21 protein-coding genes and 3 pseudogenes are annotated in these 22,515 nt (G+C 56.8%); 5 read left to right on the forward strand and 19 right to left on the reverse strand.

Annotated elements, in window-relative coordinates:
* The first annotated feature begins 16 nt into the window (after positions 1-16).
* A complete protein-coding gene (locus tag FFM53_RS32070; protein WP_163925772.1) occupies positions 17-418 on the forward strand; it encodes a hypothetical protein in 402 nt (133 codons plus the stop codon).
* On the opposite strand, the gene FFM53_RS32075 is transcribed toward FFM53_RS32070, so the two are convergent.
* A complete protein-coding gene (locus FFM53_RS32075; RefSeq protein ID WP_138333693.1) occupies positions 346-1,533 on the reverse strand; it encodes an aminotransferase class V-fold PLP-dependent enzyme in 1,188 nt (395 codons plus the stop codon). The two genes, FFM53_RS32070 and FFM53_RS32075, sit on opposite strands and share 73 nt — an antisense overlap.
* Before the next feature lie 114 nt (positions 1,534-1,647).
* The gene (locus FFM53_RS32080; RefSeq protein WP_138333691.1) at positions 1,648-2,487 is read right to left on the reverse strand and encodes an ABC transporter substrate-binding protein; all 840 of its coding nucleotides are present in this window, start codon (positions 2,485-2,487) and stop codon (positions 1,648-1,650) included.
* A gap of 164 nt (positions 2,488-2,651) precedes the next feature.
* On the opposite strand from FFM53_RS32080, the gene FFM53_RS32085 reads away from it, so the two are divergent.
* Positions 2,652-3,605: a LysR family transcriptional regulator gene (locus FFM53_RS32085; RefSeq protein ID WP_138333689.1), complete on the forward strand. Its 954-nt coding sequence runs from the start codon at positions 2,652-2,654 to the stop codon at positions 3,603-3,605.
* Between the two features lie 64 nt (positions 3,606-3,669).
* Here FFM53_RS32085 and FFM53_RS32090 read toward each other — a convergent pair whose 3' ends face one another.
* From FFM53_RS32090 to FFM53_RS32140, 12 genes and pseudogenes are all read right to left on the reverse strand, one after another.
* Positions 3,670-4,137 (reverse strand): RidA family protein, encoded by a 468-nt coding sequence (locus FFM53_RS32090; RefSeq protein WP_131631589.1) that lies wholly within the window; start codon positions 4,135-4,137, stop codon positions 3,670-3,672.
* A gap of 89 nt (positions 4,138-4,226) precedes the next feature.
* Positions 4,227-5,030: an amino acid ABC transporter ATP-binding protein gene (locus tag FFM53_RS32095; protein WP_011654689.1), complete on the reverse strand. Its 804-nt coding sequence runs from the start codon at positions 5,028-5,030 to the stop codon at positions 4,227-4,229.
* Positions 5,027-5,968, reverse strand: a complete 942-nt coding sequence (locus FFM53_RS32100) for an amino acid ABC transporter permease (protein ID WP_138333687.1) — start codon at positions 5,966-5,968, stop codon at positions 5,027-5,029. The genes FFM53_RS32095 and FFM53_RS32100 overlap by 4 nt, the downstream gene beginning before the upstream one ends.
* A gap of 443 nt (positions 5,969-6,411) precedes the next feature.
* Positions 6,412-6,633, reverse strand: a pseudogene (locus FFM53_RS32105) (IS110 family transposase); the annotation flags it as partial.
* A 445-nt stretch (positions 6,634-7,078) separates the two neighbouring features.
* Complete coding sequence (locus FFM53_RS32110; RefSeq protein ID WP_131631587.1) at positions 7,079-7,570, reverse strand: Lrp/AsnC family transcriptional regulator; 492 nt, start codon at positions 7,568-7,570, stop codon at positions 7,079-7,081.
* On the reverse strand, positions 7,567-8,373 hold the full coding sequence (locus FFM53_RS32115) for a phosphotransferase (RefSeq protein ID WP_138333685.1): 807 nt from the start codon (positions 8,371-8,373) through the stop codon (positions 7,567-7,569). Before FFM53_RS32115 ends, FFM53_RS32110 begins: the two co-directional genes overlap by 4 nt.
* Positions 8,357-9,251: pseudogene (locus FFM53_RS32120) on the reverse strand (lyase family protein); the annotation flags it as partial. The pseudogene FFM53_RS32120 and the gene FFM53_RS32115, both read right to left, overlap by 17 nt.
* 54 nt (positions 9,252-9,305) lie before the next feature.
* Positions 9,306-9,437, reverse strand: a pseudogene (locus tag FFM53_RS36665) (dihydrodipicolinate synthase family protein); the annotation flags it as partial.
* A gap of 18 nt (positions 9,438-9,455) precedes the next feature.
* On the reverse strand, positions 9,456-10,874 hold the full coding sequence (locus tag FFM53_RS32125; protein WP_163925773.1) for an aldehyde dehydrogenase family protein: 1,419 nt from the start codon (positions 10,872-10,874) through the stop codon (positions 9,456-9,458).
* Positions 10,871-11,932 (reverse strand): homoserine dehydrogenase, encoded by a 1,062-nt coding sequence (locus tag FFM53_RS32130; RefSeq protein WP_138333683.1) that lies wholly within the window; start codon positions 11,930-11,932, stop codon positions 10,871-10,873. The genes FFM53_RS32125 and FFM53_RS32130 overlap by 4 nt, the downstream gene beginning before the upstream one ends.
* A 1,224-nt stretch (positions 11,933-13,156) precedes the next feature.
* Entirely contained in the window at positions 13,157-14,362 is a 1,206-nt protein-coding gene (locus FFM53_RS32135; protein WP_138333681.1) for an aminotransferase class V-fold PLP-dependent enzyme, read from the reverse strand.
* 160 nt (positions 14,363-14,522) lie between these two features.
* Entirely contained in the window at positions 14,523-15,443 is a 921-nt protein-coding gene (locus FFM53_RS32140; protein WP_138333679.1) for a LysR family transcriptional regulator, read from the reverse strand.
* A gap of 179 nt (positions 15,444-15,622) precedes the next feature.
* Here FFM53_RS32140 and FFM53_RS32145 point away from each other — a divergent pair, with 179 nt between their 5' ends.
* The 3 genes from FFM53_RS32145 to FFM53_RS32155 all read left to right on the forward strand — a co-directional run bounded on the left by FFM53_RS32145 (position 15,623) and on the right by FFM53_RS32155 (position 18,080).
* Positions 15,623-16,006, forward strand: a complete 384-nt coding sequence (locus tag FFM53_RS32145) for a RidA family protein (protein ID WP_138333677.1) — start codon at positions 15,623-15,625, stop codon at positions 16,004-16,006.
* Positions 16,007-16,069: 63 nt separating this feature from the next.
* Positions 16,070-17,089 carry a carbon-nitrogen hydrolase family protein gene (locus tag FFM53_RS32150; RefSeq protein WP_138333675.1) on the forward strand — a complete coding sequence of 340 codons (1,020 nt, stop codon included), beginning with the start codon at positions 16,070-16,072 and terminating at the stop codon, positions 17,087-17,089.
* A gap of 4 nt (positions 17,090-17,093) precedes the next feature.
* Positions 17,094-18,080: a molybdopterin-dependent oxidoreductase gene (locus FFM53_RS32155; protein ID WP_138333673.1), complete on the forward strand. Its 987-nt coding sequence runs from the start codon at positions 17,094-17,096 to the stop codon at positions 18,078-18,080.
* A 930-nt stretch (positions 18,081-19,010) separates the two neighbouring features.
* On the opposite strand, the gene FFM53_RS32160 is transcribed toward FFM53_RS32155, so the two are convergent.
* The 5 genes from FFM53_RS32160 to FFM53_RS32180 form a co-directional block, all read right to left on the reverse strand.
* Complete coding sequence (locus FFM53_RS32160; protein ID WP_138333671.1) at positions 19,011-19,217, reverse strand: hypothetical protein; 207 nt, start codon at positions 19,215-19,217, stop codon at positions 19,011-19,013.
* 131 nt (positions 19,218-19,348) lie between these two features.
* Positions 19,349-20,332 (reverse strand): sugar-binding transcriptional regulator, encoded by a 984-nt coding sequence (locus FFM53_RS32165; protein WP_138333669.1) that lies wholly within the window; start codon positions 20,330-20,332, stop codon positions 19,349-19,351.
* A gap of 181 nt (positions 20,333-20,513) precedes the next feature.
* The gene (locus tag FFM53_RS32170; protein ID WP_138333667.1) at positions 20,514-21,470 is read right to left on the reverse strand and encodes a carbohydrate kinase family protein; all 957 of its coding nucleotides are present in this window, start codon (positions 21,468-21,470) and stop codon (positions 20,514-20,516) included.
* A 4-nt stretch (positions 21,471-21,474) separates the two neighbouring features.
* Positions 21,475-22,173 (reverse strand): alpha/beta fold hydrolase, encoded by a 699-nt coding sequence (locus FFM53_RS32175; protein ID WP_246401443.1) that lies wholly within the window; start codon positions 22,171-22,173, stop codon positions 21,475-21,477.
* Positions 22,174-22,265: 92 nt separating this feature from the next.
* Positions 22,266-22,502: a lipoyl domain-containing protein gene (locus FFM53_RS32180; protein ID WP_138333663.1), complete on the reverse strand. Its 237-nt coding sequence runs from the start codon at positions 22,500-22,502 to the stop codon at positions 22,266-22,268.
* Between the last annotated feature and the right edge of the window lie 13 nt (positions 22,503-22,515).

Here is a 22,515-nt window from a genome sequence, read left to right on the forward strand (position 1 = left end):
GCGTTGGACGGCGACATTGGAAGATCCGAATCGGAAGAGCTACTTCCTGCCGTTCTGTGAATCACCGGCCGAAGAAGCGTTTCTCGAAGCGAGGATCGCGGATTACAAGTTGCTGCCGCGCAGTGGCGTGCTGTTCGGCTCGGGTCTCTTATTGAACCTGCAGGTCGAGCACAAGCCGTATCGGCTAGACTTTCTTGCGAACGAATGGCTGCTGATCGACAATCGATTTCGTTGTATCGACGCCACTTCTTGCTGCCCAGGATCACCGGAATCATCTTGGTTGGCCGGAATGCGGCAAAAGCAGCATGCGCACTGTCGAAGTGCCGCCTTCGAGCGAGTGGCGGGTTACGCATTGGCTCGGGATGTTGCTCCCCGTAAGACCTCGGAGACCAGCGCGAGCTCATCGTCATTGCTGTAGTAGTGAGGCGAAAAACGGATGGCGTCGTTCCTGACGCTGCATTTCACGTCGGCAGCATCCAAGTCTGCAAACAGTACGCTGGTGGCCACCTTTGGATTCTTCAGCAGGATGATGCCCGACTGGGATTCTTCCGGCCAATCACTCATGATTTCGTACCCTGCGGATTTAGCCTGCCTCCGAATCCGCGCTCCGAGTTCCATAACATAGCTCTCGATCTTCTCCATGCCGATGGAATCGATCTCTTCAAGTCTCTTGGCCAATCCGAAGATGCCTGCGCCGTTCTCGGTGCCTGGTTCGAACCGCTTGGCGTCTGGAAGAAAATCGAGAACACGATGAAAGGAGAAGGCGTCGTTCACACTCAACCAACCGACAATGCGCGGCTTGATGCGTTCGAAAGCCCTCTCGGAGAACGCGGCGAAGCCTATTCCGACTGGTCCGAGCATCCATTTATGGGCGCTCACAACGAGGACATCTACGCCTTCGCCCTCCATGTCCACGCTCAGCACCCCGACCGACTGCGTGCCGTCGACGACCAACAATGCGTCGTGATCGGCGCAGATTTGCGAGAATCCGGCGAGATCGACCCGGAAACCGCTGTAGAACTGAACATGGCTCACTGCGACCAGTTTCGTCCTGCTGTCGACCAGGAAACGAAGATCATCTGGAGCAAGCGCTCCGTTGCGCGCCTTCATCGTGCGGATTTCCACACCTTGCTGGGAAAGCGTCTCCCAGATGAGAAAGTTTGAGGGAAATTCGAGCTCAGGAACCACCAGGTTGTCACCAGGCTTCCAATCGATTCCCAAGGCGACGAGCGACAGGCCATGCGAGGTGTTCTGGATGTAGGCAATCCGTTCCGCAGTCGAGCCAACAAGTTTGGCGGCAAGGCTGCGTCCTTTGTCGCATGTCGGCGCGCTTGCCACCATGATCCCGGACGTGTCCGTGGCATGGAGTGTCGCCTGCCGGGCGATCGCATCCCGCACGCCGATCGATATAGGGGAAACAGCGGCGTTGTTCCAATAGATGCATTCTTTGACGATCGGGTATTGGCTGCGGATGAATGCGAGTTCGGCCGCGTTCAGATAGGTCTCGTGCCTCGTTGAAGCGTGTGCGTTCATGCATGATCTCGGTGAAAAAAATGGCGCAGTTTCCGTCGGCTCCCGTTGCTCGTGAATTCGGTCACGAAGCGAGGGTGAAAGCGAGCGGATGGCGCTCATCCGCTCGTAAGGGGCTTATTCGGCAATCTGATCGACAGAGGTGATGATACGGGATTTTTTGACCGCCGCGAGCGACATGCCATACTTGTCGAGGACGGTCTTGTACTTGCCGTTGGCGATGAGTTCCTGAAAAATTGCCTGCATCATTTCAGCTGAGGCCTTGTCGCCTTTCTGGACGGCGACGCCCAAAGGTAGGACATCGTAGACTCCCGGAGCAACGACGAGCTTTCCTTTGCTGGTCTGCTCGTAATATCCAGCCGCGGTGGAGTCGTCGAAACGAGCGTCGGCCCGACCTGTTAGCACCGCCTGGATCGTGTCTTTCTGCTCGGGATAGATGACCTTGTCGATCTTGGGCAGGTTGGATTTCGCGCAGTCCTCGCTCAGCTTGTCCGCGGTGAAATCGGCCGCCGATCCGGTCTGGACCGCCACCCGCTTGCCGCACAGGCTCTTCGCATCCGAGATGGAGTCTTTCTTGTCAGGGAGAACCATCGCCACGGTTCCGGACTGGAGGAACGTGACGAAGTCGACCTGCTTCAAGCGATCTTCCTTCACCGTGAACGTCGCCCACGCTACCTTGACCCTTCCGGCCGCGAGCGAAGGAATTTGAGAAGCGAAAGGTATGCGCTGAAGGTCGAGTTTAGCCGTGATGAGCTTCGCCGCCTCGTGCGCCAAATCCACGTCCAGGCCAGCCGGCTGGCCGTTTGCATCTACGAACTCAAATGGGGCGTAGTCGAGCCCATTGGCGATTGTGAGCGTACCCGACGACTTGACGGATTCCGTGACCGGAATCTCCGCTCCGATGGCGTTCTGGGCAAGCGCGAGGGCGACGAAAATACCCAGATGCGTGGCTTTCATGATGATCCCCTTTTTTGGACGTTGGCGTTAGCACGGGTAAGGAAGCACATCCTGAGCAGTGAATCGAATTGAAAAGATGCATTGACAATATGAGCTGCATTCATGATCTTTTGCGGACCGCCGATATCTTTTGACGGCGAGCAAAAGCACCCGAGGGTCCCGATATGGCCGAGTTCTCTTTGAACCAACTCGATCTCAACCTCCTAAGGACCTTCGACGTCCTCATGCGGGAGCGGAGTGTGACCAGGGCTGCGGACAGACTTGGGCGCACCCAGTCAGCCATAAGCCATTCACTGAGCAGGCTTCGCGACGTGTTTAAAGACGACCTCTTCACCCGAGAAGCGGGGATCATGGAGCCGACCGCCCGGGCGAAAGAATTGGCGGAGGTCATTTCCCAGGCCCTGCACGAAATTCGGGTGGCGGTGGACCGACACCTCAATTTCGATCCGACGACCACCTCTAGAAATTTTCGGATTGGCCTTTCGGACTATACGGCCGTCACCTACTTGCCCGAACTGATCGAGAATTTCTCGATGCTCGCGCCCAATGCTTCGTTGAATGTGGTCCACGCCAGGGAACCCGACGCACTCGGATCGTTGAAGAACCGCGAAGTGGAATGCGCGGTGCTTGGCAACCCCAAGCTCGATGCCGAGCACTTCGAGGTCGTGGAGCTTTCGAGGGATCGGATGGTTTGTGCTGGATGGACTGGAAATCCGGCGATGGCCGACATGTCGCTGGATCGTTACCTCGCGTCGCCGCACCTTCAGATATCCGCGGACGGCATCGCAGCCGGCATCGCGGATATAACCTTGCAGAAGCTCGGCCTTCATCGAAAAGTGGTTGCAACGATACCGCACTATCTCGTTGCTCCATGGGTCATCAAAGGCACGGAGCTGATTTCGGCGTTCGGCGACGGCGTGTTGCTGGCACTCTCTGAAGAAAGCGAGACAGCGATCGTTCCTCCGCCGCTCGAACTTCCCGATGTCACTATTTCGTTGATCTTCGATAGATCGAATGAACTAGACCCCGGGCATGTGTGGTTTCGGAACCTGATCAAAGACGTGTCTGACAGACAGAGGACGCTCAAACAAGGCGTCTACGAACGACTGGAGCTTTGAACGCGCCTGCGGCCTGAAAAGCCGCGTTTGCGATAAACCGCCGAAAGGGGCATACAGGCATTTGTCAGTCTAGCTCGAACAGGGCTTCGACCTCGACTGCGGCCTGCAATGGCAGGGAAGAAACCCCGATGGTGCTCCGCGCGTGCCGCCCTTGCTCGCCGAAAATCTCAAGGATGACGTCCGAGGCACCGTTCATGACGCGTGCGTGCTCGGAAAACGAAGACGTCGCAGCGATGAACCCACCCAGTCGAACGACCCTCTTGATCTTGTCCAGGCTTCCAAGGCTGGCTCTAGCTTGAGCTATGACATTGATCGCGGCGGCCCGAGCAGCTCGTATTCCGTCTTCGACAGAGACGTTTTCCCCGAGCGATCCCAACGCCACGAGTATGCCATCGGGAGACACGCAAAGCTGCCCTGAAATGAACAGGAGGTTCCCGACTTGGTGAGTTGCGACGTAGTTCGCGACCGATCCGGGCGGTTTCGGGAGATCGATGGCCAGTTCTATGATGCGCTGCTCGAAAGAAGAGTTCATTGGCAAGTCCTGTCCTTCGGCTTCTGTGGCTGTGGCTGTGGCTGTGGATAGATGAATTTCGGAGGGCGGTCCGGGAGTTTTTCCGCGCGTCAGAGGACGCGCGCCAAAAACTCACGTGTTCGGGGAGACTGCGGGTTGGCAATCATCTCTCGCGGGTTGCCGGATTCGACGACAAGGCCGCCGTCCATGAAGATAAGCTGATCGGCAACCTCGCGGGCGAACCCGATTTCATGCGTCACGACTACCATGGTTATTCCCTCGCGCGCCAGACTCTTCATCACCTCGAGCACCTCGCCCACGAGCTCTGGATCGAGTGCGGATGTCGGCTCGTCAAAAAGCAAGACCTTTGGGTTCATCGCGAGCGCCCGTGCGATAGCCACGCGCTGTTGCTGGCCGCCTGACAACTGCCTCGGGTAAGCGTCCCTCTTTTCGGCAAGGCCCACCCGTTTGAGAAGTTCAATCGCCTTTGCCGTCGCCTGCGCAACCGGCTCCCGCTTCACGCGTAAAGGAGCCTCCATAAGATTTTCGATCACGGTCATGTGAGGAAACAAGTTGAACTGCTGGAAAACCATTCCGATCTCGGCCCTGCGCTGGCATATCGCGCTCGGCGGCAGTTCGTAGAGTTTGTTGCCTTCTAGGCGATAGCCAACGAAGTCTCCGTCGACGAGCATCAACCCGCCATTGATTTCCTCGAGGTGATTGATGCAGCGCAGGAATGTGCTCTTTCCCGATCCCGAAGGGCCGATGATGCAAGCGACCGAGCCGGACGGCACCGTGAGGTCCACGCCTTTGAGCACCTCGAGATGGCCGTAGGATTTGCGGATGCCTTTGGCATGTACCATCGTCGTAGATGCGATCCCGAAGCGCTCGTGATGTGTGCCGGGTGCAGTCATGCCAGCGCCTCCTTCCGACCGATCTTGGCCAGGTTCCCGAGTATTGCCCTCGTGATTCCGGGATTGATGCGATGCTCGTCGCGGCTGAAATGTTTTTCCAGGTAGAACTGACCGACAGACATGATCGAGACTACGGCGAGGTACCAGAAAGACACAACAATGAGCAGAGGGATGGTCTCGAACGTCCGGGCATAGATGGACTGGGCCGAGTACAGCAGATCGCCCACAGCGATGATACTGACCAGAGAGGTCGTCTTGAGAAGGTTGATCGTCTCGTTTCCGGTCGGCGGAATGATTATTCTCATCGCTTGGGGAAGGACAATCCTCCTCATCGCCAGGCTGGGATTCATCCCAAGACATGCCGACGCCTCGTACTGGCCCTTGTTGACCGACTTCAATCCGCTCCTGACGATTTCGGCCATATATCCCGCTTCATGAAGCGAGAGTGCGACGATGGCCGAGACCAGTGGGGTCATGATGTCATTTGTAGACACCGAATACACTGTGCCGACCCCCGGCAGCCAAAGCGTGATATCTTTGACGACGATCGACAGATTGTACCAGATGATCAACTGGACGAGAGCTGGAGTGCCTCGGAAGAACCAGACGAAGGCCGCAGCGGGCACAGAAAGCAGCTTGCTCGGAGACAGCATCATCAATGCGGCGATGGTTCCCCCGAGAGTGGCTAGGGCCATCACGACCGCTGTGATTAGAACGGTTTGCCAAAGACCATCGAGTATGAGTGGGTTGAACAGATATTGCGCGACGATGGGCCACTGAAACTCGGGATTGGAAATTGCTGACCTGATCATGCCGGCGACCGACACTAAGACCAAGGCGACGGCCACCCACCTCCAAGGGTGTCGAAGTGGAACGATGGTCAGTTGTTCCGGGTCGATCTTGTCGGCCGATCTCCTTGTGGATTGACTACCAGTCATACTCGCCTCCGCTTGACTAGATGGGCACATTCAGTTCCCGATGTCTGGGCTGTCCCCCGATTAGCGCGGTCACCCACGTCTCGAAAATTTTGATCTCGCCTCCCTTCGTTGTGAGGCCCGACGGTGCATTCAATCAAATTAATAATTCGCATCGTGAAAATGCACGCGGTGCATGACGATTAAAAACGTGGCGGGACCACCCGCAGGCCATCCTCAAAGGCAAGGGGGCTCGCCCAGTACAGCCGTCTTAAAACGGGCGAAAAGCTGCGACGCCGCGTCTTGCGGGTTCGTTACGATTCCGGGAGTCCGTCTGGGCATCATGTCCTCGCTCAAAATACGAGGACAAATTGCCAGATCGGTGCTCACGAAAATCGATCTAAATCCGACGCGACTTTTGTCCGCGACTTAGTGAAATCGCTGTCCCGAACTTTGTGCAACCCGCAATCCTTGCGAAGCGGCTGATAGCCAGTGACGCCCTGGGCGAAGAGCAGACCCTTGCGCGATTGACATGCCTTACCCGTTCCGCAATCAACACTTACGCTCCCCGCAAATGCGACTCCGATCTTCATCCTCTGGGCCCGGCGTTTTGACCATTGCGCATACACGTGGCTCGCCGCGCTTGAACGCAAGCAGTGCTCGGAGCAGGCCTCACCATCAATCTTATCGTCAAGGCGGCTCGTTCACGTCCATGAGGCGCTGTCGAAGGAGACTTGTATTTTCCGCTGCGGCCTTCTGGTGCTTCCTCTTATCGACTTCTCGGAGTCCCGTCGTGATGGTTGTTGGCGCGGCCTGCCGGTTCCACACGTCGATCTCGCACGCGGCCGCGTCGTATAGACCACCGCCCGCGGCAAACACCCTTGCTCCCGTCAGCCCTCAACCCATCTCTCACATATTGACGTAGCCGGAAAAAAGGTCCTCCGCGATTGCCACTGGAGGCGTTTCCCCACATCGTTGAGTGGAAACGCCGAGTCAGAAAACCTGCGGGGTCGCGGCATCCATACGATCTGATGCCGGGTACAATGCGCTTTCACATGCGCCGATCTCGGCCGTTCGGTAGAAGTTCGACTGCATTGGTCGGTGCACGCATGTTTCGCAGTTTCTTAACAGGGCTCATAAAGGCTCATTGGAAGCTGCCGGATTTTGGCCGCGGCGCACCTCATCCCTCCGCACAACGGAGGAAAGAGCGAACGCCGTAAGGGTGTCCCGTACGCCCGGGAGCTCGGATATCAGCTGCCAGATCTGGCGAATTCGATCGGCTCGCGGAGATTCCACTCTGACGACGAGATCGAAATCGCCCGTCATCACATCGCAAGCGACGACCTCTGGAATTGTCCGCAAAGCTTGGATGACCTCGCCACCCCTCATACGGTCCTGGCGGTAGACAAACATCAATGCGGTGGTGATCGGGCTATCGTTTCCGCCATCCCCAGTGACGATCGTGTAGCCCTTGATGAAGCCCTCGCGTTCTAGCCGTTCTATCCGAACGCGAACAGCATTACGGGACAGGTTGACCTTGCCCGATAGCTCAGCGTGAGAGGCCCGTGCGTTGGTCCGCAGCGCGCTTAGGATTTGTTCGTCGATGCGGTCGAGAAGATATCTCATGCCCGACAGGCCGGTTGCCGGGCAACTGGGCCAAATCCCGAAGATTCAAATGCGCGTACAGCCGCCTCAAGCATATAAATCTTGTCCTTTTTGCTAGCATAGTGTCTGGCGGCGGATGCGAGGACGAACGCGGGAAGTGCTTTCTTTTCCGCCTCAGTCAGCTGTCTTACACTCTCATAGCCTGCCAAGATGGCCCGGGCTTTCTGTTCGTCCAGCTCTCCAGCCGGCTGGCTCGCCCAGCTAATGAGAACGCCCGCAATCTCAGAAATCAGCACGTCATCGTGCCGGAGCCGGAAGTTAATCACACCGCTGACGTTCTCTCCGAGGAAGAAGACATTGGAAGGTACCAGGGCTCCATGCAGGGCACCCGTTGGCAACTCATCCAGAGAATGTTTTCGCCCCCCTTGCAGGATCACGTGGATCCGCGCCATGAGGCGGCCGAGATTTTCGGTCTTTTCTGGCGTTGGATTGTTTGTCGATGATCCCGCTACAAAGCTCACGATGGCAACAAGGCGACCGGCGGCCTGGAAGGTGGCGTCGCCATCAACCGTCCGCGTCGGTTTAGGACATGGAATACCCCTGTTGTTCAGCTTCTCCATCGTTGCGAACGCGCGTTCCAGATCCAGCGGCTCGGCGCCGTTTTCGAAAAGCGTGACGATGAATTCACCGCCCGCTGTCCGGAAAAGATAGGTCGTTTCCCTGTCACCGTCGGCAATACCGATCACCGACGACAACGATGTCATACCGTAGGCTGCGGCTATCGAGTTTCGGTCTTCGTCGGATATTTCAGTGAAAACGGCCATCTTTCCCCTCCGTCCAACCACTTCTTGAGAAATTCGCAAACTCCGCGGTATCTCCATAAATCTGATGAACCTGGCTTTCCGTCAGACCTCTTTCTTCTTCGACAACATCTCGCAAGTTTCTCTTTTCGACCAGCGCCTTTTTGGTAAGATCTGCCGCTTTGCTGTATCCGATGAACTTCGCCAGCGGCTTAGCAAGAACGAGAGATTGGTCGAGCAACGCCTGGCAACGATCGACAACAACTTCGATGCCATCGATGCAGCGTTCCTTTAAGATCACCATGCCTCTGGTTAGCATGCGCATCGACTGCAGGATATTCAAAACGATGACCGGCTCCATCGCGTTCAGCTGCAGTTGACCGGCACTGGCGGCGAGCGTCACCGTAAGATCATTGCCGATAACCTGAAAGCTAATCTGGTTCATCATCTCCGGGATGAAGGGATTGACCTTGCCAGGCATGATCGACGAGCCGGCTTGGACCGGCGGCAAGCGGATCTCTCCCAGACCGCCACGGGGACCGCTACTCAACAGCCGAAGGTCGTTGCAAACTCTTCGTCAGGTTGAAAGCAATGCGCTTAAGCACGAAGGAGACGAATCCGCCCGTGTCCGATGTGGCTTCGATGAAGTTACGGGCCGGAATTAACCGGTAGCCGGATTTCTGCGACAGGTGATCGCATACCGCCTGCGCGAAGCCTGAGGGTACGTTGATTGCCGTGCCGCTCGCCGAACCGCCGAGGTTTATCTCCTTGAGAAGCTTAGAGGCGTACTGGACTTGAACGATATCCTCGTCAATGAATTCAGCAAACGCTTCGAATTCCTTCCCCGCGGTCACGGGCGCAGCGTCTTGCAACTGCGTCCGGCCGACTTTCACAGAACTCGCGGCATGACTGAGCGTCGGACTTTCCCCCGTCGTTCCGCACGAACCAAGGCCGAAGGACCCTTCGTCGATCTGCCATTCGATGAGATCGCGCAGCGCGCCCTCATCCACATGGCCATCAGCAAATGGCGTGACAGGTGCAGTGATAGAACCCTTGAACATTGTTGACCCCGAAATTGCTGATGGCATTGAGCGTGGAAAGAGCTGTTAAGGCTTCAACCGGTTGATGCACACGACCTTCGGCTGGGTCATGTCCTCATAGGCAAACCGCACACCCTCGCGGCCCATGCTGCCATATTTGAAGCCGCCAAACGGCATTGCATCGAACCGGTAGTCGGAGGAGTCGTTGACCATGACGCCACCGGCCTCGATCTTGCTTGCAGTTTCGAGCGCCGCTTCCAGCTCATTGGTAAAAATGGCGGCGTGAAGGCTGTAGTCAGGGCCGTTTGCAAGACCAATTGCATCAGCCAATCCATCGAAGGGCTGAAGAATGACGATCGGCGCGAATACTTCTTCGCCCCACACGTCGCAGGATATCGGAACATCCTCCAGGACGGTCGGCGGGTAGAGATTGCCGGCTGGCTTATGGCCGCAAAGCAATGTCGCGCCTGCAGCGAGCGCCCGTTCGACCATTGCGATCGCTCTGCTGACAGCCTTTTCGGAGATCAACGGGCCGACATCGGTATCGGCATCCAAGGGATTGCCAGTCTTGAGCTTCTTGGTATCTGCGACGAATTTCGCCTTGAATTGCTGATAGATCGGCCGCTGGATCAGAATTCGCTGCGTACCAATGCAGTTCTGACCGGCCGCCCAAAAGCCTCCCGATACGCAAGCCTCGACGGCCGCATCGAAGTTGCAATTTTCCATAACGACGACAGGCGCATTGCCGCCGAGATCCATGGCAAGTTTTTTGAGGCCTGCGGTTTTGGCAATCGCTTCACCGGTGGCAAAGCCGCCAGTAAACGAGATCATGCGAACGTCTCTCGCCGCAACAAGAGCCTTTCCAAGCTCAGGGCCACCGATCGCAACCGTTATAATCTCTTCAGGTAGACCGCTTTCGATCATGACCTCGACGAGCTTGACGGCAGAGAGTGGGGTAAACTCGGACGGCTTCAAAAGCACTGCGTTGCCACCGGCGATCGCGGGACCGAGTTTGTGGGCAACGAGGTTGAGTGGGTCGTTGTAGGGCGTGATGGCAGCAATAATCCCCAGCGGTTCTCTCGTATACCAACCCTGGCGAGACTCCGAGCCCGCGTAAGCATCGAACGGGATGACTTCGCCCGCATTGCGTTTGGCCTCGTCGGCGGACAGCTTGAGCGTATTGACGCACCGGATTGTCTCTTTGCGGGCCTGCGTAATCGTCTTGCCCGCCTCTTTGGCGATCAGGAGCGCGAACTCCTCCCGCGAGGCCTCGATTGCTGCTGCGGCCGTTTCAAGGATCGCCGACCGCTTGTGACGGGGCAGGGTTCTGGCAATCTGCGCGCCGCGCCTGGCTCGCTCAAGGAGCGCATCCACGCTTGCAGCACAGGTTTCCACAACTGTTCCGACCAGCGTACCGTCGAAGGGGCTGGTGACGGCAATTTCTTCGAGGCCTGTCGCTTGGGTGAGTGCAAGGTTGTGCATCATGCAGCTTCCTTAGCGGTGGAAGAAGCGCCCGCGGAATGAATGGCGACGATATCGGAAAGAAGAGCATATGCAGTTTCGATGCGGCCAGCGCCAGGTCCGGTGATCGTCACGGCGCCCAGCAGTTCGGTGTCGAGTGAGACTGCATTAGTGGCGCCGTTGACGCCTGCCAGCGGATGATCGAGGCCAAGCCGTTTGGGGGAAACACTGCCGGTCACACTGCCGTCGTCATTGCGGACCGCAGCCCCGATGAGCTTCCAGCGGCTGTTTGCCTTGGCGGCTTCCTCGATGTCGGAGAGTGAAAGACCGGAGACGCCCTTGCAGCTTATATCCTCAGGCTTGAGATTCGCGCCAAGCAGTTCGTTTGCCAGGATGACAACCTTCAGACGAACGTCGAAACCTTCCACATCTGCGGTCGGGTCGGCTTCGGCATAACCGAGTTTCTGTGCTTCTTTGACGGCGGAGGCGAAATCCAGACCGCTTTCCATGCGACCGAGGACGAAGTTGGATGTGCCGTTGAGGATCCCCTCGAAGCCCTTCAATTCGGCGCCGGCAAGGGTTCTTTCCGCCATGCGAATAATAGGTGTGCCGCTCATCACGGCGCCTTCGTACTCGAAGCGCACGCCGTTGGTTTTTGCGAACGCCTTGAGCGCTGGGGCAGCGATGGCGACAGGGCCTTTGTTGGTGGTTACCACGTGTTTGCCGGTCTCAAGTGCCCACCTGCAATGCGAGACGGCGGGTTCGCCATCATTGGGATTGGTGTACGTTGCCTCGACGACGATGTCTGCCGGCGCCGTCTTGATGATGGTCTCGTTGTCAGCTTCAGCACTTCCACCCGAAAGTTGTCCGAAGCCACCCTTTTCGAACTTCGCGTCGACCAGAGTTTTTGCATCAAGACCATTTGGCGAAATTACCGAACCCAAATAGAGGTCGCTCACAGCGACAATATTCAGGCGGAAGCCAAGGTCGCGTTCCCAGAGCTGGTTCTTGGCGGCGATGAGTTCAGTCAGTGCGCGATTGACGCCGCCAAATCCGATCAGAGCGATATTGTAAATTGTCATAACGATCCTCCGTGAAGTTTATGGCGTAATCATAGGATGCGAAACGATCCACCGGAACGTGGCAAACGAGCCAAAGGGCAGCGCACTTTGCTCAATTTGCTGCCGCGCTGGTCAGGTCGTTGAGAGTTTCATCACGGGAATCCCGGACACGATCAAAGCGCCGTCTGCCAGACGCATAGGTGATGCTTGTTCTCCAAGGATCGTCATTCCGAGCAGGCACGACCTCGCCGGCTGTAATTGGAGCCGGCAATGCCGTACACGATGCAGGTGACCAAATGGGGCCGCAAATTGCGTTGTATGTTCCGTTCGCTAAACGGACTGGGAACTTGAATTGCCGGTAGAAAGCCATCCGGACTTGATGAGGCCGGGCAAGCCGCGGTGCGCGTGGCTAACTCCTCGACCTGTTCTGACTAGGTACCAACAAGTGTAACAATCGTTATGGTGTCGCGACGATTAAGGAGCGGCCACGCTTTCCAAGCATGGCCGTCGCGGCCATCAATGAGGCGGTTGGCCCTGACTTTCCGATCATCATTAGCGTAAGCCAGTGGAAGCAGCAGGATTTCGCGGCACGGCTATGCGAGACCAGCGCTGATGCACACTTGTTGCTGCCGTTGATGGACGCTGGGGTAGATCTCCTACATCACCTGCAGCGGCGTTTCTGAAACCGGACTTTGCTGCGATCGATATCGAGAAAGGCGTAAACCTCGGCGGACGCGGCCGAGAACTCACCCGTGCTACAACATTGGCGGGGTCTTATTCGGCTTCGACGCAGACTTCCAGAACGCCTTTACAGGTCAAGGGGCGGAAACAAGGGCTAGAAAGATTGATCGAACGAGCGCGACGAGTGCGATTTAATCGCCGTTGACAGAGCTCTGATTAGCGATCAGGCGAGCGTGGACGCTGCGGCCCTTTCTGAACTCGTAAATTTTAAATACCACTGGTGGAAGTGATGATATTCGCTTCCCTGCATATCTTTCTCGCGCGATACATTACGACGCCACCGCCAACCCTGAAGTCGCGAACTGCCACCTCTCCGACATGTACCCCCGAAGCCGGTGTGGGTGGCGCCAGAGGCACTCTTTTAAGGCCAGGATGAACAAAACGACGATGAAGTCTGCTCGCCGCCTAGATGGGACGTTGCCCGTGTTCCCGCGAAGAAGCCTCACCAATAGCCGAAAAAAAATGGCATTATTGGTATCCAGTTGATCCAGTCGCGCCGATCAGTTACGCGGCAATACCAGCAATTGCCTCTAGGAATGCCTCAATTTCCTCCTCCGAATTGTAATAATGTGGGGAAGCTCGCACCACCGGCGGGAGTTGTCGCGTATACGCGTCCACGGGTGTACTAGAGGGCGGGGAAACCGAGACGTTGATTCCCTTGCCAGCCAGATAGGCCATGACGGCTGGCGAATCCCAGCCGTTAACCGTGAATGAGATGATGGACGCGAGCGGCGCCCCAAGATCATGTACGGATACGGCACGCATCCCCCTCAGACCTTCCCGAAGCCTTGAAGAAAGGTGACTGCAGCGCGCTTCGATGTTTTCGAGCCCTATTTCGAGCGCGTAATCCACTGCTGCCCGCAAGCCGAGACGAACCGAACAGTTCTTTTCCCACGTTTCAAAGCGTCTGGCATCAGGTCGCAACTCGTATCGATCGGGTGCGGTCCAGGGCGCGCCGTAGAGATCGATCATCGCTGGCTCGATCTTCTCCAGAACTGATTTTCGCATGTACATGAAACCCGTTCCCCGCGGCGCACGGAGAAACTTCCTGCCGGTAGCGGTGAGGATGTCGCAGCCGAGAGCATTCACATCGATCGGCGTTTGACCCGCAGCTTGGCAGGCGTCGAGCAGATAGAGAATGCCGTTGTCTCGCGCTATTCGACCGATCGCTGCTGCTGGATTGATAAGCCCGCCGTTCGTCGGGATCCAGGTGACCGCTATCAATCGAACGCGCTCATCAATCATTTTCGCCAGCGCGTCCGGATCAAGGACGCCAGAGGCGTCATTCGGAATGATTTCGATGGATACGCCGGTGCTCTTGGCAACCTGCAAAAATGCCACGTAGTTGGCCGCAAATTCGGCACTTGCCGTCAGAATCCTGTCTCCAGGTCCAAAAGAAAGGGAATAGAAGGCGCGCTGCCAGGCGATCGTCGCGTTTTCAGCTATCGCTATCTCGTCGCGAGCGCAGTGTACGAAAGTGGCCAAGCTGTCATAGGCTCCCTCCAACAGCGAGTTGGCCTCCGCTGCTGCCTCGTAGCCACCGATTTCGCCCTCCCGGCTCAGGTAGCCAATCACTGCATCGATCACCCGGCTCGGCATCAATGCCGCTCCAGCATTGTTTAGATGGTTTCTGCTTTTTGTACCGGGGGTATCGGCACGCAGACGAAGGAGGTCAAAAGCCTTGCAAGCATCGCTGCTGATTTGCGACATAAGCGTTCCTTCCTTTAATCGAGTCAGTAATCTTGTTGACGCAATAGGCATTGTCGCGGAAGTCGACAACTTCGCAACCCGCTGTGCAGAACTGAGCGACAGGGCGACTCTTTGCTAATTCGACGGGCCAGAGTGCTCCGGACGATGCGATTTGCGAAACTCACGAGGGCCAGGGTTCGTTTCTCAGAAGGCGTTGTTCGTCTCGACGAAGCAGCTCTTTTACGAATTGCTTGACGGCTCGTACTCTCGGGAGATACGCTAGGTCCTGGTGTGCCGACATCCAGATCTCACGTTCGCCGCGCAACTCTTCAAGCACTGGAATGAGCCCGAGTTTCAGACTGCGTGCGAATTCAGGAAGCGCTACAATTCCTGCGCCCGCAGACGCCGCGAACATCTGCGACATCATGCTGTTTGAGCTGAACGCCATCGTTGGGGCGGGTACGAGTTCCTCTAGCCATAGAACGCTTTCGAGCTGAACTAGCTCTTCGATATAGCCGACAAAGCGGTGCTCGCGAAGATCCGCCGCTTGAGAGGGAACGCCATTGCGTTCCAGATAGACCTGCGAAGCGAATAGGCCAGTCTTGAAGCGTCCGATCAGCTGACTGTCGAGAGCAGTTCCATGTGGCTTGAAGAAACTTAGGAAAAGATCTGCCTCCCGGCGAGCGACCCGAACGGTTTGCGGCGATGTCACAAGCTCGATGTCAAGATCAGGGTACCGACTACTGAGTTCAACGAGGCGCTCGGAGAGATAAAGCGTTGCGATGCCCTCCATGGTGGCTAATCTGACCGTACCGCGTACCTCGTCTCGATTGCTCACGTCGCTGCGAAGCGCATTCACCCCATTCTCGATTTCCTCCGCTCGCCGCATCGTAACAAGCCCGGCTGGGGTCAGCAGAAGTCCATCCCTGGTCCTTTCGACGAGTGCGCCGCCAACCGTGTATTCCAGGCGAGCAAGCCGACGGGAAACAGTGGAGTGGCTGACTTTCAGTTCCCGGGCGGCTCCGGTCACGCTCTTGCACCGAACGACGATGAGGAAAAGTTTGAGATCGTCCCAGTCAAGATGATCGATTGCAGTCGCCATGCGACCCTCCGTCTATTTTTGCACAGAGTAGTGCATCCAATTCGGGTTGGCGCACAAATTCGTTTTGATAGTTTCGAACGGGCTGTAAAGGCGAACATGCAGCATATCATGACGCAAACCACTTGCGGATATCCTGGTCGCCAGCAGGTCGCGCTGCTTAACCTGCCTTGGGAGAAACCATGTCTAGACGAACTGTGAATGCTTCGAACGCTGCGGCAGTAGGACCATATTCGCACGCGACATGGGCCGACGACCTGTTATTTTGCTCGGGTCAGACGCCGCTCGATTCCAGCACCGGCAAACTTGTCGACGGAACCGTCGCCGATCAGACACGCCAGTGTTTCGATAATCTGTTTGAAGTTCTTGAAGCAGCAGGCCTGGGGTCGGATGATGTCGTATCCGTCAATGTCTATCTCACCGACATGGGTGACTTTGGCCAGATGAATGAGATTTACGCGACGCGTTTTTCATCGCCCTACCCGGCCCGCACCACAATCGGCTGCGCCAGCCTGCCGCTTGGAGCACGTATCGAGATCGGTCTAACAGCAAAACGGCAATCTTGAGCCTGCCTTTGCCGAGTTGGTCGAGATGGCTGATGGCGAACGTTGATCAGTAGAGGAATGTCGATGGGAAGCACGAACTTCAAGGCCGCCGCTGCTCATGTAGCCCCGGTTTATCTCGATCCGTTGGAGAGCGCGGAGAAAGCTTGTTCGGTAATTGCAGAGGCTGCTCGAAATGGCGCATCACTTGTGGTTTTTTCGGAAAGCTTTCTTCCCGGGTTTCCCGTCTGGGCGGCACTTTACCCACCCATTCAATCGCACGGACATTTCAAACGCTTCCTGAACGCCTCGGTATATGTGGATGGGCCAGAAATCGAGCGTGTGCGCAAAGCTGCGTCCGATAACAGTGTATTCGTTTCAATCGGTTTCTCCGAGCGCAACCCGGCAAGTGTTGGAGGACTGTGGAATAGCAATGTCTTGATTTCCGATACAGGCGAAATCCTCATCCATCATCGGAAGCTGGTCGGAACGTTTTTCGAGAAACTGGTTTGGGATCCGGGCGATGGCGCGGGTCTGGTCGTCGCAAATACAAGAATAGGCCGTATCGGCGGTCTCATCTGCGGGGAAAACACAAATCCACTCGCGCGCTACAGTCTGATGACGCAGGCCGAACAGGTTCATATAAGTAGCTATCCGCCGATCTGGCCCACTCGTGTTCCAACGGAGAGCGATAACTACGATAACAGGGCGGCCAACCGCATTCGGGCCTCAGCCCATTGTTTCGAGGCCAAGTGCTTCGGCATCGTTGTCGCCGGTCGGTTGGATGAAAGCGCACGCAGATCTATTGCTTTGGATGATCCTGCGATCGCAGCGATCATAGATGCCAGTCCGCGGGCCAGCAGCTTTTTCCTCGGACCGACTGGAGCGCCATTTGGTGACGAAATGATTGATGAAGGTATCGGCTATGCCCATATCGATCTTGACGAGTGTGTTGAACCGAAACGACTTCATGACGTCGTGTCTGGCTACAACCGCTTCGATGTATTCGGCGTCACTGTCAACCGGACACGCCGAAAGCCGATCCGGTTCGAAGAGGGCCAGGAGGAATATGGAACCCGTCTCGATGCGCCAGCCTTAGAGGAGTAAGGCGATGACTCGGACGGGTATGCACATGATACGGAAGGGTTTCTCCTTCAAAGGGCCGGCGAACGGGATTCACGCCCTCAACTCCTGGATCACTCCGGAGGAAGATCTCTTTCTGGTCACGCATATGGGGTTCCTGAACATCGACCCCGACCATTGGCATCTGGATGTCGATGGCCTCGTGGGCACCCCAACGAGATTGCGTCTCTCGGATCTTCAAGCCATGCCTCAGCGCGAGTACATGTCATTTCACGAATGCGCTGGAAGCCCTCTTGCCCCGACAGTTGCCAAGCGCAGGATCGGAAATGTGGTTTGGAAAGGCGTGCCGCTGTCGCTTGTTCTGGAACGTGCAAAGATCAGCACCGATACGTCATATGTATGGACTTCCGGCCTCGAGTGGGGCGAATACGCTGAAATTGAAGAAACCTATCAAAAAGAACTGCCTATCGAGAAGGCACTCGCAGAAGAGGTTCTTCTTGCACTTGAGATCAACGGCCGGCCGCTCACTCCGGAGCGTGGAGGTCCGGTTCGACTGGTTGTGCCGGGTTGGTATGGCACAAACTCAGTAAAATGGGTTGGTTCGATCACGGCTGCGGATCGGCGCGCAAGCGGCGCCTATACGACGCGGTTCTATAATGACCCCACCGCGTCGGGAACGAAGCCGGTTTGGGACGTGGCCCCGGAGTCCGTTATCGTATCGCCGTCCCCAAATGATCTGCTGTCAGCGGACATGCCAACGAAAATATGGGGCTGGGCTTGGGGAGATCGCCGGATCTCTAGCGTCGAGGTCAGCGTGGACGGTGGAGGCTCATGGCAGACTGCCTCACTAGGGCCGCGCGAGGGAAGAAGTTGGCAGCGGTTCGAGTTGACTTGGTCGCCGGAGCCAGGCCCCCACGTCCTGTTATGTCGCTGCAAAAACGAGCTTGGGGAAGAACAGCCGGCATCTGATGCGAGAAACGCGGTGCACTCGGTTCAAGTTCAAGTTGATTTCTAGTGCCCCGCTTCTACAGCAATCAGGAGGTGACACGGCACCACGATTTTTCCGATGCAACCGATGCCGATCTCGCCATTTATCGCGGAGAGATCTCTTCGGCTGTCCAACTCCTCATCGCATCCAGCGATTGCAAGCTTGGCGATTGGAAGTCGGCACGCCTTCTGGGTTAGCGCTGCGACCCGTTCTCAAGCGAGCCCAGGCACGAAAAACACCGCCGATTTGATCATAGACGGTTATCGAGAAAGCGTTAGAGCATTCCGGAGTGGCTAATCCCAATGTCGCGGGCGGAAAGGTGTTGGCATATCGCCTGATCGCGTCATAGGTTCGCGCGACGGCTTGCCCATTGGCAACCAGAAACCGCTCGATCTCGGCCTTCCAGGCTCCGATCCTGGGCAACGGTTGATGTTCTCGTTAGTAGACAAAATGAGTCGCATTAGAACGCAGGATTTTGCGAACTGTATTCCGCGAAACATTCAGCTCTCGGTGATCTTCTTCACCGACCAGCCCTGAACATGGAAGGCTCGTCGGACACGGGCAATCGTATCCACTCTCTCCAACTCTCCACCCCATCTACTGGCAAAAGCCGATGGTCGGATGAAATCCAAGGGGTTAAAATCGGATAAGTATTACCCCCGAGAGGGGTCAACATTCCATGCTTAACACACAATCAGTAGCCTGTGTCGGTACACCTACCGTTCGGGGCGTGGGCGAGCGTTGGTTCCGCGCGGGTGACACTATTTTCCTGATGCCCCGAGCGAGGTTCCACATCTTCGACGGTGAGGGCGGGCCAACGGATCCTAACCCACGCCCAAGCCGATGACACCTCTAAGGTCCACATGAACATTTAGGAGAAGTGCGTTCCGGCTCGTTGAGTCCTGCTTCAGAAAGATCGCTTTTCATGCGGGCGGAGTGCCGAACCCACTTCGACTCCTAAGCGATCGAAGCACGCATCGTCTTGTCGTTCAGTGTTTGGGCCAAGTCGGCCGAGAGGCAGCCGAACCTATAGGCCGCGGACCAGATCTCGCCCGGCGCCAGGATGGGGACATTGTTTTCCTGCTTTTCCTTAAGATAACCCTCGATCCCCGAGGCGCACGGCAGCGCCAGGCCCAGTGCGTTCTGGTCCGGGGTGCAGGACATCAGCGCACGGCCTCGGCAACTCGGCCATCCGGAAGCCCATATGGTCGGCCACGCCGACACGGTGGTTTTGGAGCGATTCGGCCCAGCCGTCGTTCTTGGCGGCGAACTGGAAAAAACGGCGATGAAAATTATCAATCAACCCTTGGACCTCTGAGCAAGCTGAGCATCTGACGCGCAGCGCTTTCATCAGTCACCAAAGTATTGCAGCCTATTCGCCTGATAGCTGCCAAGATTGCGGCGGCTCGTTGTTCTCCCCCCGATGCGATAACCACGTGCCGTGCGCGTCTCACTGTATCGAGATCGACTGACATCACCCGATCGTTTACCGGATGGTCCACCGTGCGGCCGTCTCGATCGAGAAAATTGCACAGAACATCGCACATTGCTCCCTCGCTGATGAGCGTCTCCAACTCCTCTGGCGCAAGAGATGCGACCGACAGCGATGTTGAATGGGTGCCGATATCGCCGACGCTCACCAGTGCAATGTCCAGATCGGCGGACAGCTTCATGATCCGATTCAAACCGCACTTTTCGATTAGGCGTTCTTTGGTGTCGGGAGAATCAACCAGCAGCGGCGCCATCAAAAGAAAACATTGCGCCCCGAGTTGATTGGCGAGCTGCCAGGTAAAATCGATCGGATTTTCATGCTGGGCTTCCACTGTACCTCCAAGCAGAGACACAATTTTTACCCCTTCGCGCCGCAGCGGGCGAAAACTCGAAAGCGCGGCACTGAGTGTTCGTCCCCAGCCAACCCCGATCGTCGCGTTGTTGGGAATGGTGTCGGAAAGAAACTGACCCAGCGCTTGCCCAACGGCCCGGGCCGTTCCGTCGACATCCTTCGCCGGCGGCGTGACGATCACTTCGTCGAGATTGAGCGCGGCTTCCAGCTCAGATGCCAGCTCCAACTCGCTTGCGGCCTGCTTCACCCAAATCTGGATTTCGCCCCGCTTCAGCGCCTCATCGAGGAGCTTAACGATTGTGCTGCGGCTGACCCCCAGTTTTGCGGCGACTTCGTTTTGGGTAAGTTTCTGATTGTAATAAAGAAAAGCTGCCTTCAACCTGAGGCTTTCAGCGTCCAGCAAGCTGGTGGGGGGCATCCTTGTCAGTTTTGTCATCCAATCCGCCCCTCCGAAAGTGTCGGCAGCCCATCGTTCTACCAACTTGGATAATCGTTGCGCCCACGATGCGAACGGCGCCCAAATCCGTTCGCAGATCTTCGAGTAAAGCATCTCTAGACGTGGCGATTCACCCTTAACTGGCACGGCTAGCCTCCGCAATAGCTTGCGGTGCTTGGCGTCACATTTGACTGCTCTCGTCGTATCCAGCCACGATGATTTCTCTGCGCCACGGCGGGTCACTTCCGCGGTGCTCGCAGGCAAGACTTGCAACATGTGCGGCAAACTCGAGAGCTTTGCGAGCCCGGTCACCCGTCAAGGCACCGATGCTATCGCGATGCAAGTCGCCGCTCTGCTGGAGATGGGTGAGAAAGCCTGCAATGAGTGCGTCTCCGGCTCCAACGGTATCAACAACCCTTGCAGGGCGTGCTGGAACTTCAACGACTCTGCCACCCGCAAGATAAACCGTTGCGCCCCCCGCACCCCGGCTGACGAGGACGATCTTGGCCTGGTTTGAAAGCCAACTCTCCGCTGCTGAATGCGGCCCAACACCCGGCTGCATGAATCCGAGATCCGTCACCGACAGCTTTACGATATCAGCCATACCGCAGAGGCGATTGAGACGCTGGCGATATGCCTCTGGATCCTGCGCCAGACCGGGCCGGCAGTTTGGATCGATTGAGAGCACGCGCTTACCCTGTTCGTTCTCGAACAGCGACTCGCAAGCGCTCGAGACAGGGGGGTGAATCAACGTGACCGAACCGATGTGCAGGACGTCAACCTCGGTGCCCAAAGATGGTGCCCCTTTCAGCGTCCAGTGCCGTGCCGCACTGCCGCTGTCATAGAACGCATACTCAGGCTCGTCGTCGCCCAGACGCACAAAAGCCAACGTCGTGTCGAAAGGCAGGCGGGTTGCATAGCGAAGATCAATCCCCGCTTCGTTGAATTGCTGAACCAGCATGGCGCCAAAAAAATCCTCGGACAGCCCTCCCATGAATCCGACTTTCCCGCCTAACCTGCCAATCGCAGTCGCGATGTTGCAGCAGGATCCACCACAGACAGGGATGTAGCCACTGCCACCTTCCGGGAGCGCGACCGGCAAGAAGTCAATCAAGGCATCACCGCAGACAACGATCATGAACTCATCCCCCCAATTCCAATACGGCACTCTTCAGAAATTCACAAAGATGTCGGCTTACGGCTCTGCTTGCCTCAACGTGAGGAAGATGCCCGGTATCCGGCAGAGTCAGCACTTGAGCGTTGAACCTCGACAGTCTCGGACGGTCGATCGGATTTATCGTGTCTTCCTCTCCCCAAATGACGATCCGCGGAACTCTGCTGACGGCTATGGAGGCCACATGGGGTTCAATCGAGGTCTCGACATGGCTTAACTCCGAAGCCAGGGCTCTAAGAGCGGCACGAATGCCCGGTCGTTCCAGGTGATCGAGGAGCCGTTGAGCGATCGGTGGCGTTATCAGGCGCGGGCGCGAGACCAAACGCTGAAGTAGCGCCAACGCAGAGCCCAACTCGCTAAGTTCAGGCAGTTCGCTCAGAAATTCTCGACCGACCTCTTTGCCCAGACCAGCCGGTGCGATCAGGCCAAGGCCGGCGACCAAATCCGGTCGGCGGGCTGCCAGTTCGATGGCGATTGCGCCGCCCAGTGAATGCCCCACCACTACAAAGCGATCGTTCTGTCGCGCGAGTGCGTCAATCAGTTCATCGGCCATCTCCGAGATTTTCATGCCAGTCCTGCCAGGCGGTTGACCGCCATGCGCAGGCAGATCGCAGCTAAAAACCGCAAACGACTGCATGAGCGCGTCCTGATTGGCTATCCAGCTCATTCGGTCAGCTCCGAACCCGTGGAGAAGCAGAAGGTTCGGCCCCGACCCACCCAAGCGGAAGACTGGAAGCGGTAAGTTTGCGGTCGCGTTTGTCACGTCTCGATGATCCCAAGCGTGGAGCCCACTGCCGCAAGCTCGTCTGCGGGAACCAGGATTTTCTTCAGAATGCCTGTCGCTGGGGCTTCGATTTCCATGGTGACCTTGGGTGTCGTGATCAGGACGAGTTGTTCACCTTCGGTGACCATGTCGCCTTCCGTCTTGAACCACTCGTCGATCTGGGCCTCGTCGATTTCGTTTCCGAGATTCGGCATGATGATCGGGATATCCATATGTGTTCCTCGC

The organism is Rhizobium indicum (genome assembly GCF_005862305.2).
Taxonomy (GTDB): domain Bacteria; phylum Pseudomonadota; class Alphaproteobacteria; order Rhizobiales; family Rhizobiaceae; genus Rhizobium; species Rhizobium indicum.

Coding starts and splice junctions, on each gene's coding strand:
- FFM53_RS32075 (WP_138333693.1), bottom strand. CDS start 1,533: ATGAACGCACACGCTTCAACGAGGCACGAGACCTATCTGAACGCGGCC.
- FFM53_RS32080 (WP_138333691.1), bottom strand. CDS start 2,487: ATGAAAGCCACGCATCTGGGTATTTTCGTCGCCCTCGCGCTTGCCCAG.
- FFM53_RS32085 (WP_138333689.1), top strand. CDS start 2,652: ATGGCCGAGTTCTCTTTGAACCAACTCGATCTCAACCTCCTAAGGACC.
- FFM53_RS32090 (WP_131631589.1), bottom strand. CDS start 4,137: ATGAACTCTTCTTTCGAGCAGCGCATCATAGAACTGGCCATCGATCTC.
- FFM53_RS32095 (WP_011654689.1), bottom strand. CDS start 5,030: ATGACTGCACCCGGCACACATCACGAGCGCTTCGGGATCGCATCTACG.
- FFM53_RS32100 (WP_138333687.1), bottom strand. CDS start 5,968: ATGACTGGTAGTCAATCCACAAGGAGATCGGCCGACAAGATCGACCCG.
- FFM53_RS32110 (WP_131631587.1), bottom strand. CDS start 7,570: ATGAGATATCTTCTCGACCGCATCGACGAACAAATCCTAAGCGCGCTG.
- FFM53_RS32115 (WP_138333685.1), bottom strand. CDS start 8,373: ATGGCCGTTTTCACTGAAATATCCGACGAAGACCGAAACTCGATAGCC.
- FFM53_RS32125 (WP_163925773.1), bottom strand. CDS start 10,874: ATGATGCACAACCTTGCACTCACCCAAGCGACAGGCCTCGAAGAAATT.
- FFM53_RS32130 (WP_138333683.1), bottom strand. CDS start 11,932: ATGACAATTTACAATATCGCTCTGATCGGATTTGGCGGCGTCAATCGC.
- FFM53_RS32135 (WP_138333681.1), bottom strand. CDS start 14,362: ATGTCGCAAATCAGCAGCGATGCTTGCAAGGCTTTTGACCTCCTTCGT.
- FFM53_RS32140 (WP_138333679.1), bottom strand. CDS start 15,443: ATGGCGACTGCAATCGATCATCTTGACTGGGACGATCTCAAACTTTTC.
- FFM53_RS32145 (WP_138333677.1), top strand. CDS start 15,623: ATGTCTAGACGAACTGTGAATGCTTCGAACGCTGCGGCAGTAGGACCA.
- FFM53_RS32150 (WP_138333675.1), top strand. CDS start 16,070: ATGGGAAGCACGAACTTCAAGGCCGCCGCTGCTCATGTAGCCCCGGTT.
- FFM53_RS32155 (WP_138333673.1), top strand. CDS start 17,094: ATGACTCGGACGGGTATGCACATGATACGGAAGGGTTTCTCCTTCAAA.
- FFM53_RS32160 (WP_138333671.1), bottom strand. CDS start 19,217: ATGTCCTGCACCCCGGACCAGAACGCACTGGGCCTGGCGCTGCCGTGC.
- FFM53_RS32165 (WP_138333669.1), bottom strand. CDS start 20,332: ATGACAAAACTGACAAGGATGCCCCCCACCAGCTTGCTGGACGCTGAA.
- FFM53_RS32170 (WP_138333667.1), bottom strand. CDS start 21,470: ATGATCGTTGTCTGCGGTGATGCCTTGATTGACTTCTTGCCGGTCGCG.
- FFM53_RS32175 (WP_246401443.1), bottom strand. CDS start 22,173: ATGAGCTGGATAGCCAATCAGGACGCGCTCATGCAGTCGTTTGCGGTT.
- FFM53_RS32180 (WP_138333663.1), bottom strand. CDS start 22,502: ATGGATATCCCGATCATCATGCCGAATCTCGGAAACGAAATCGACGAG.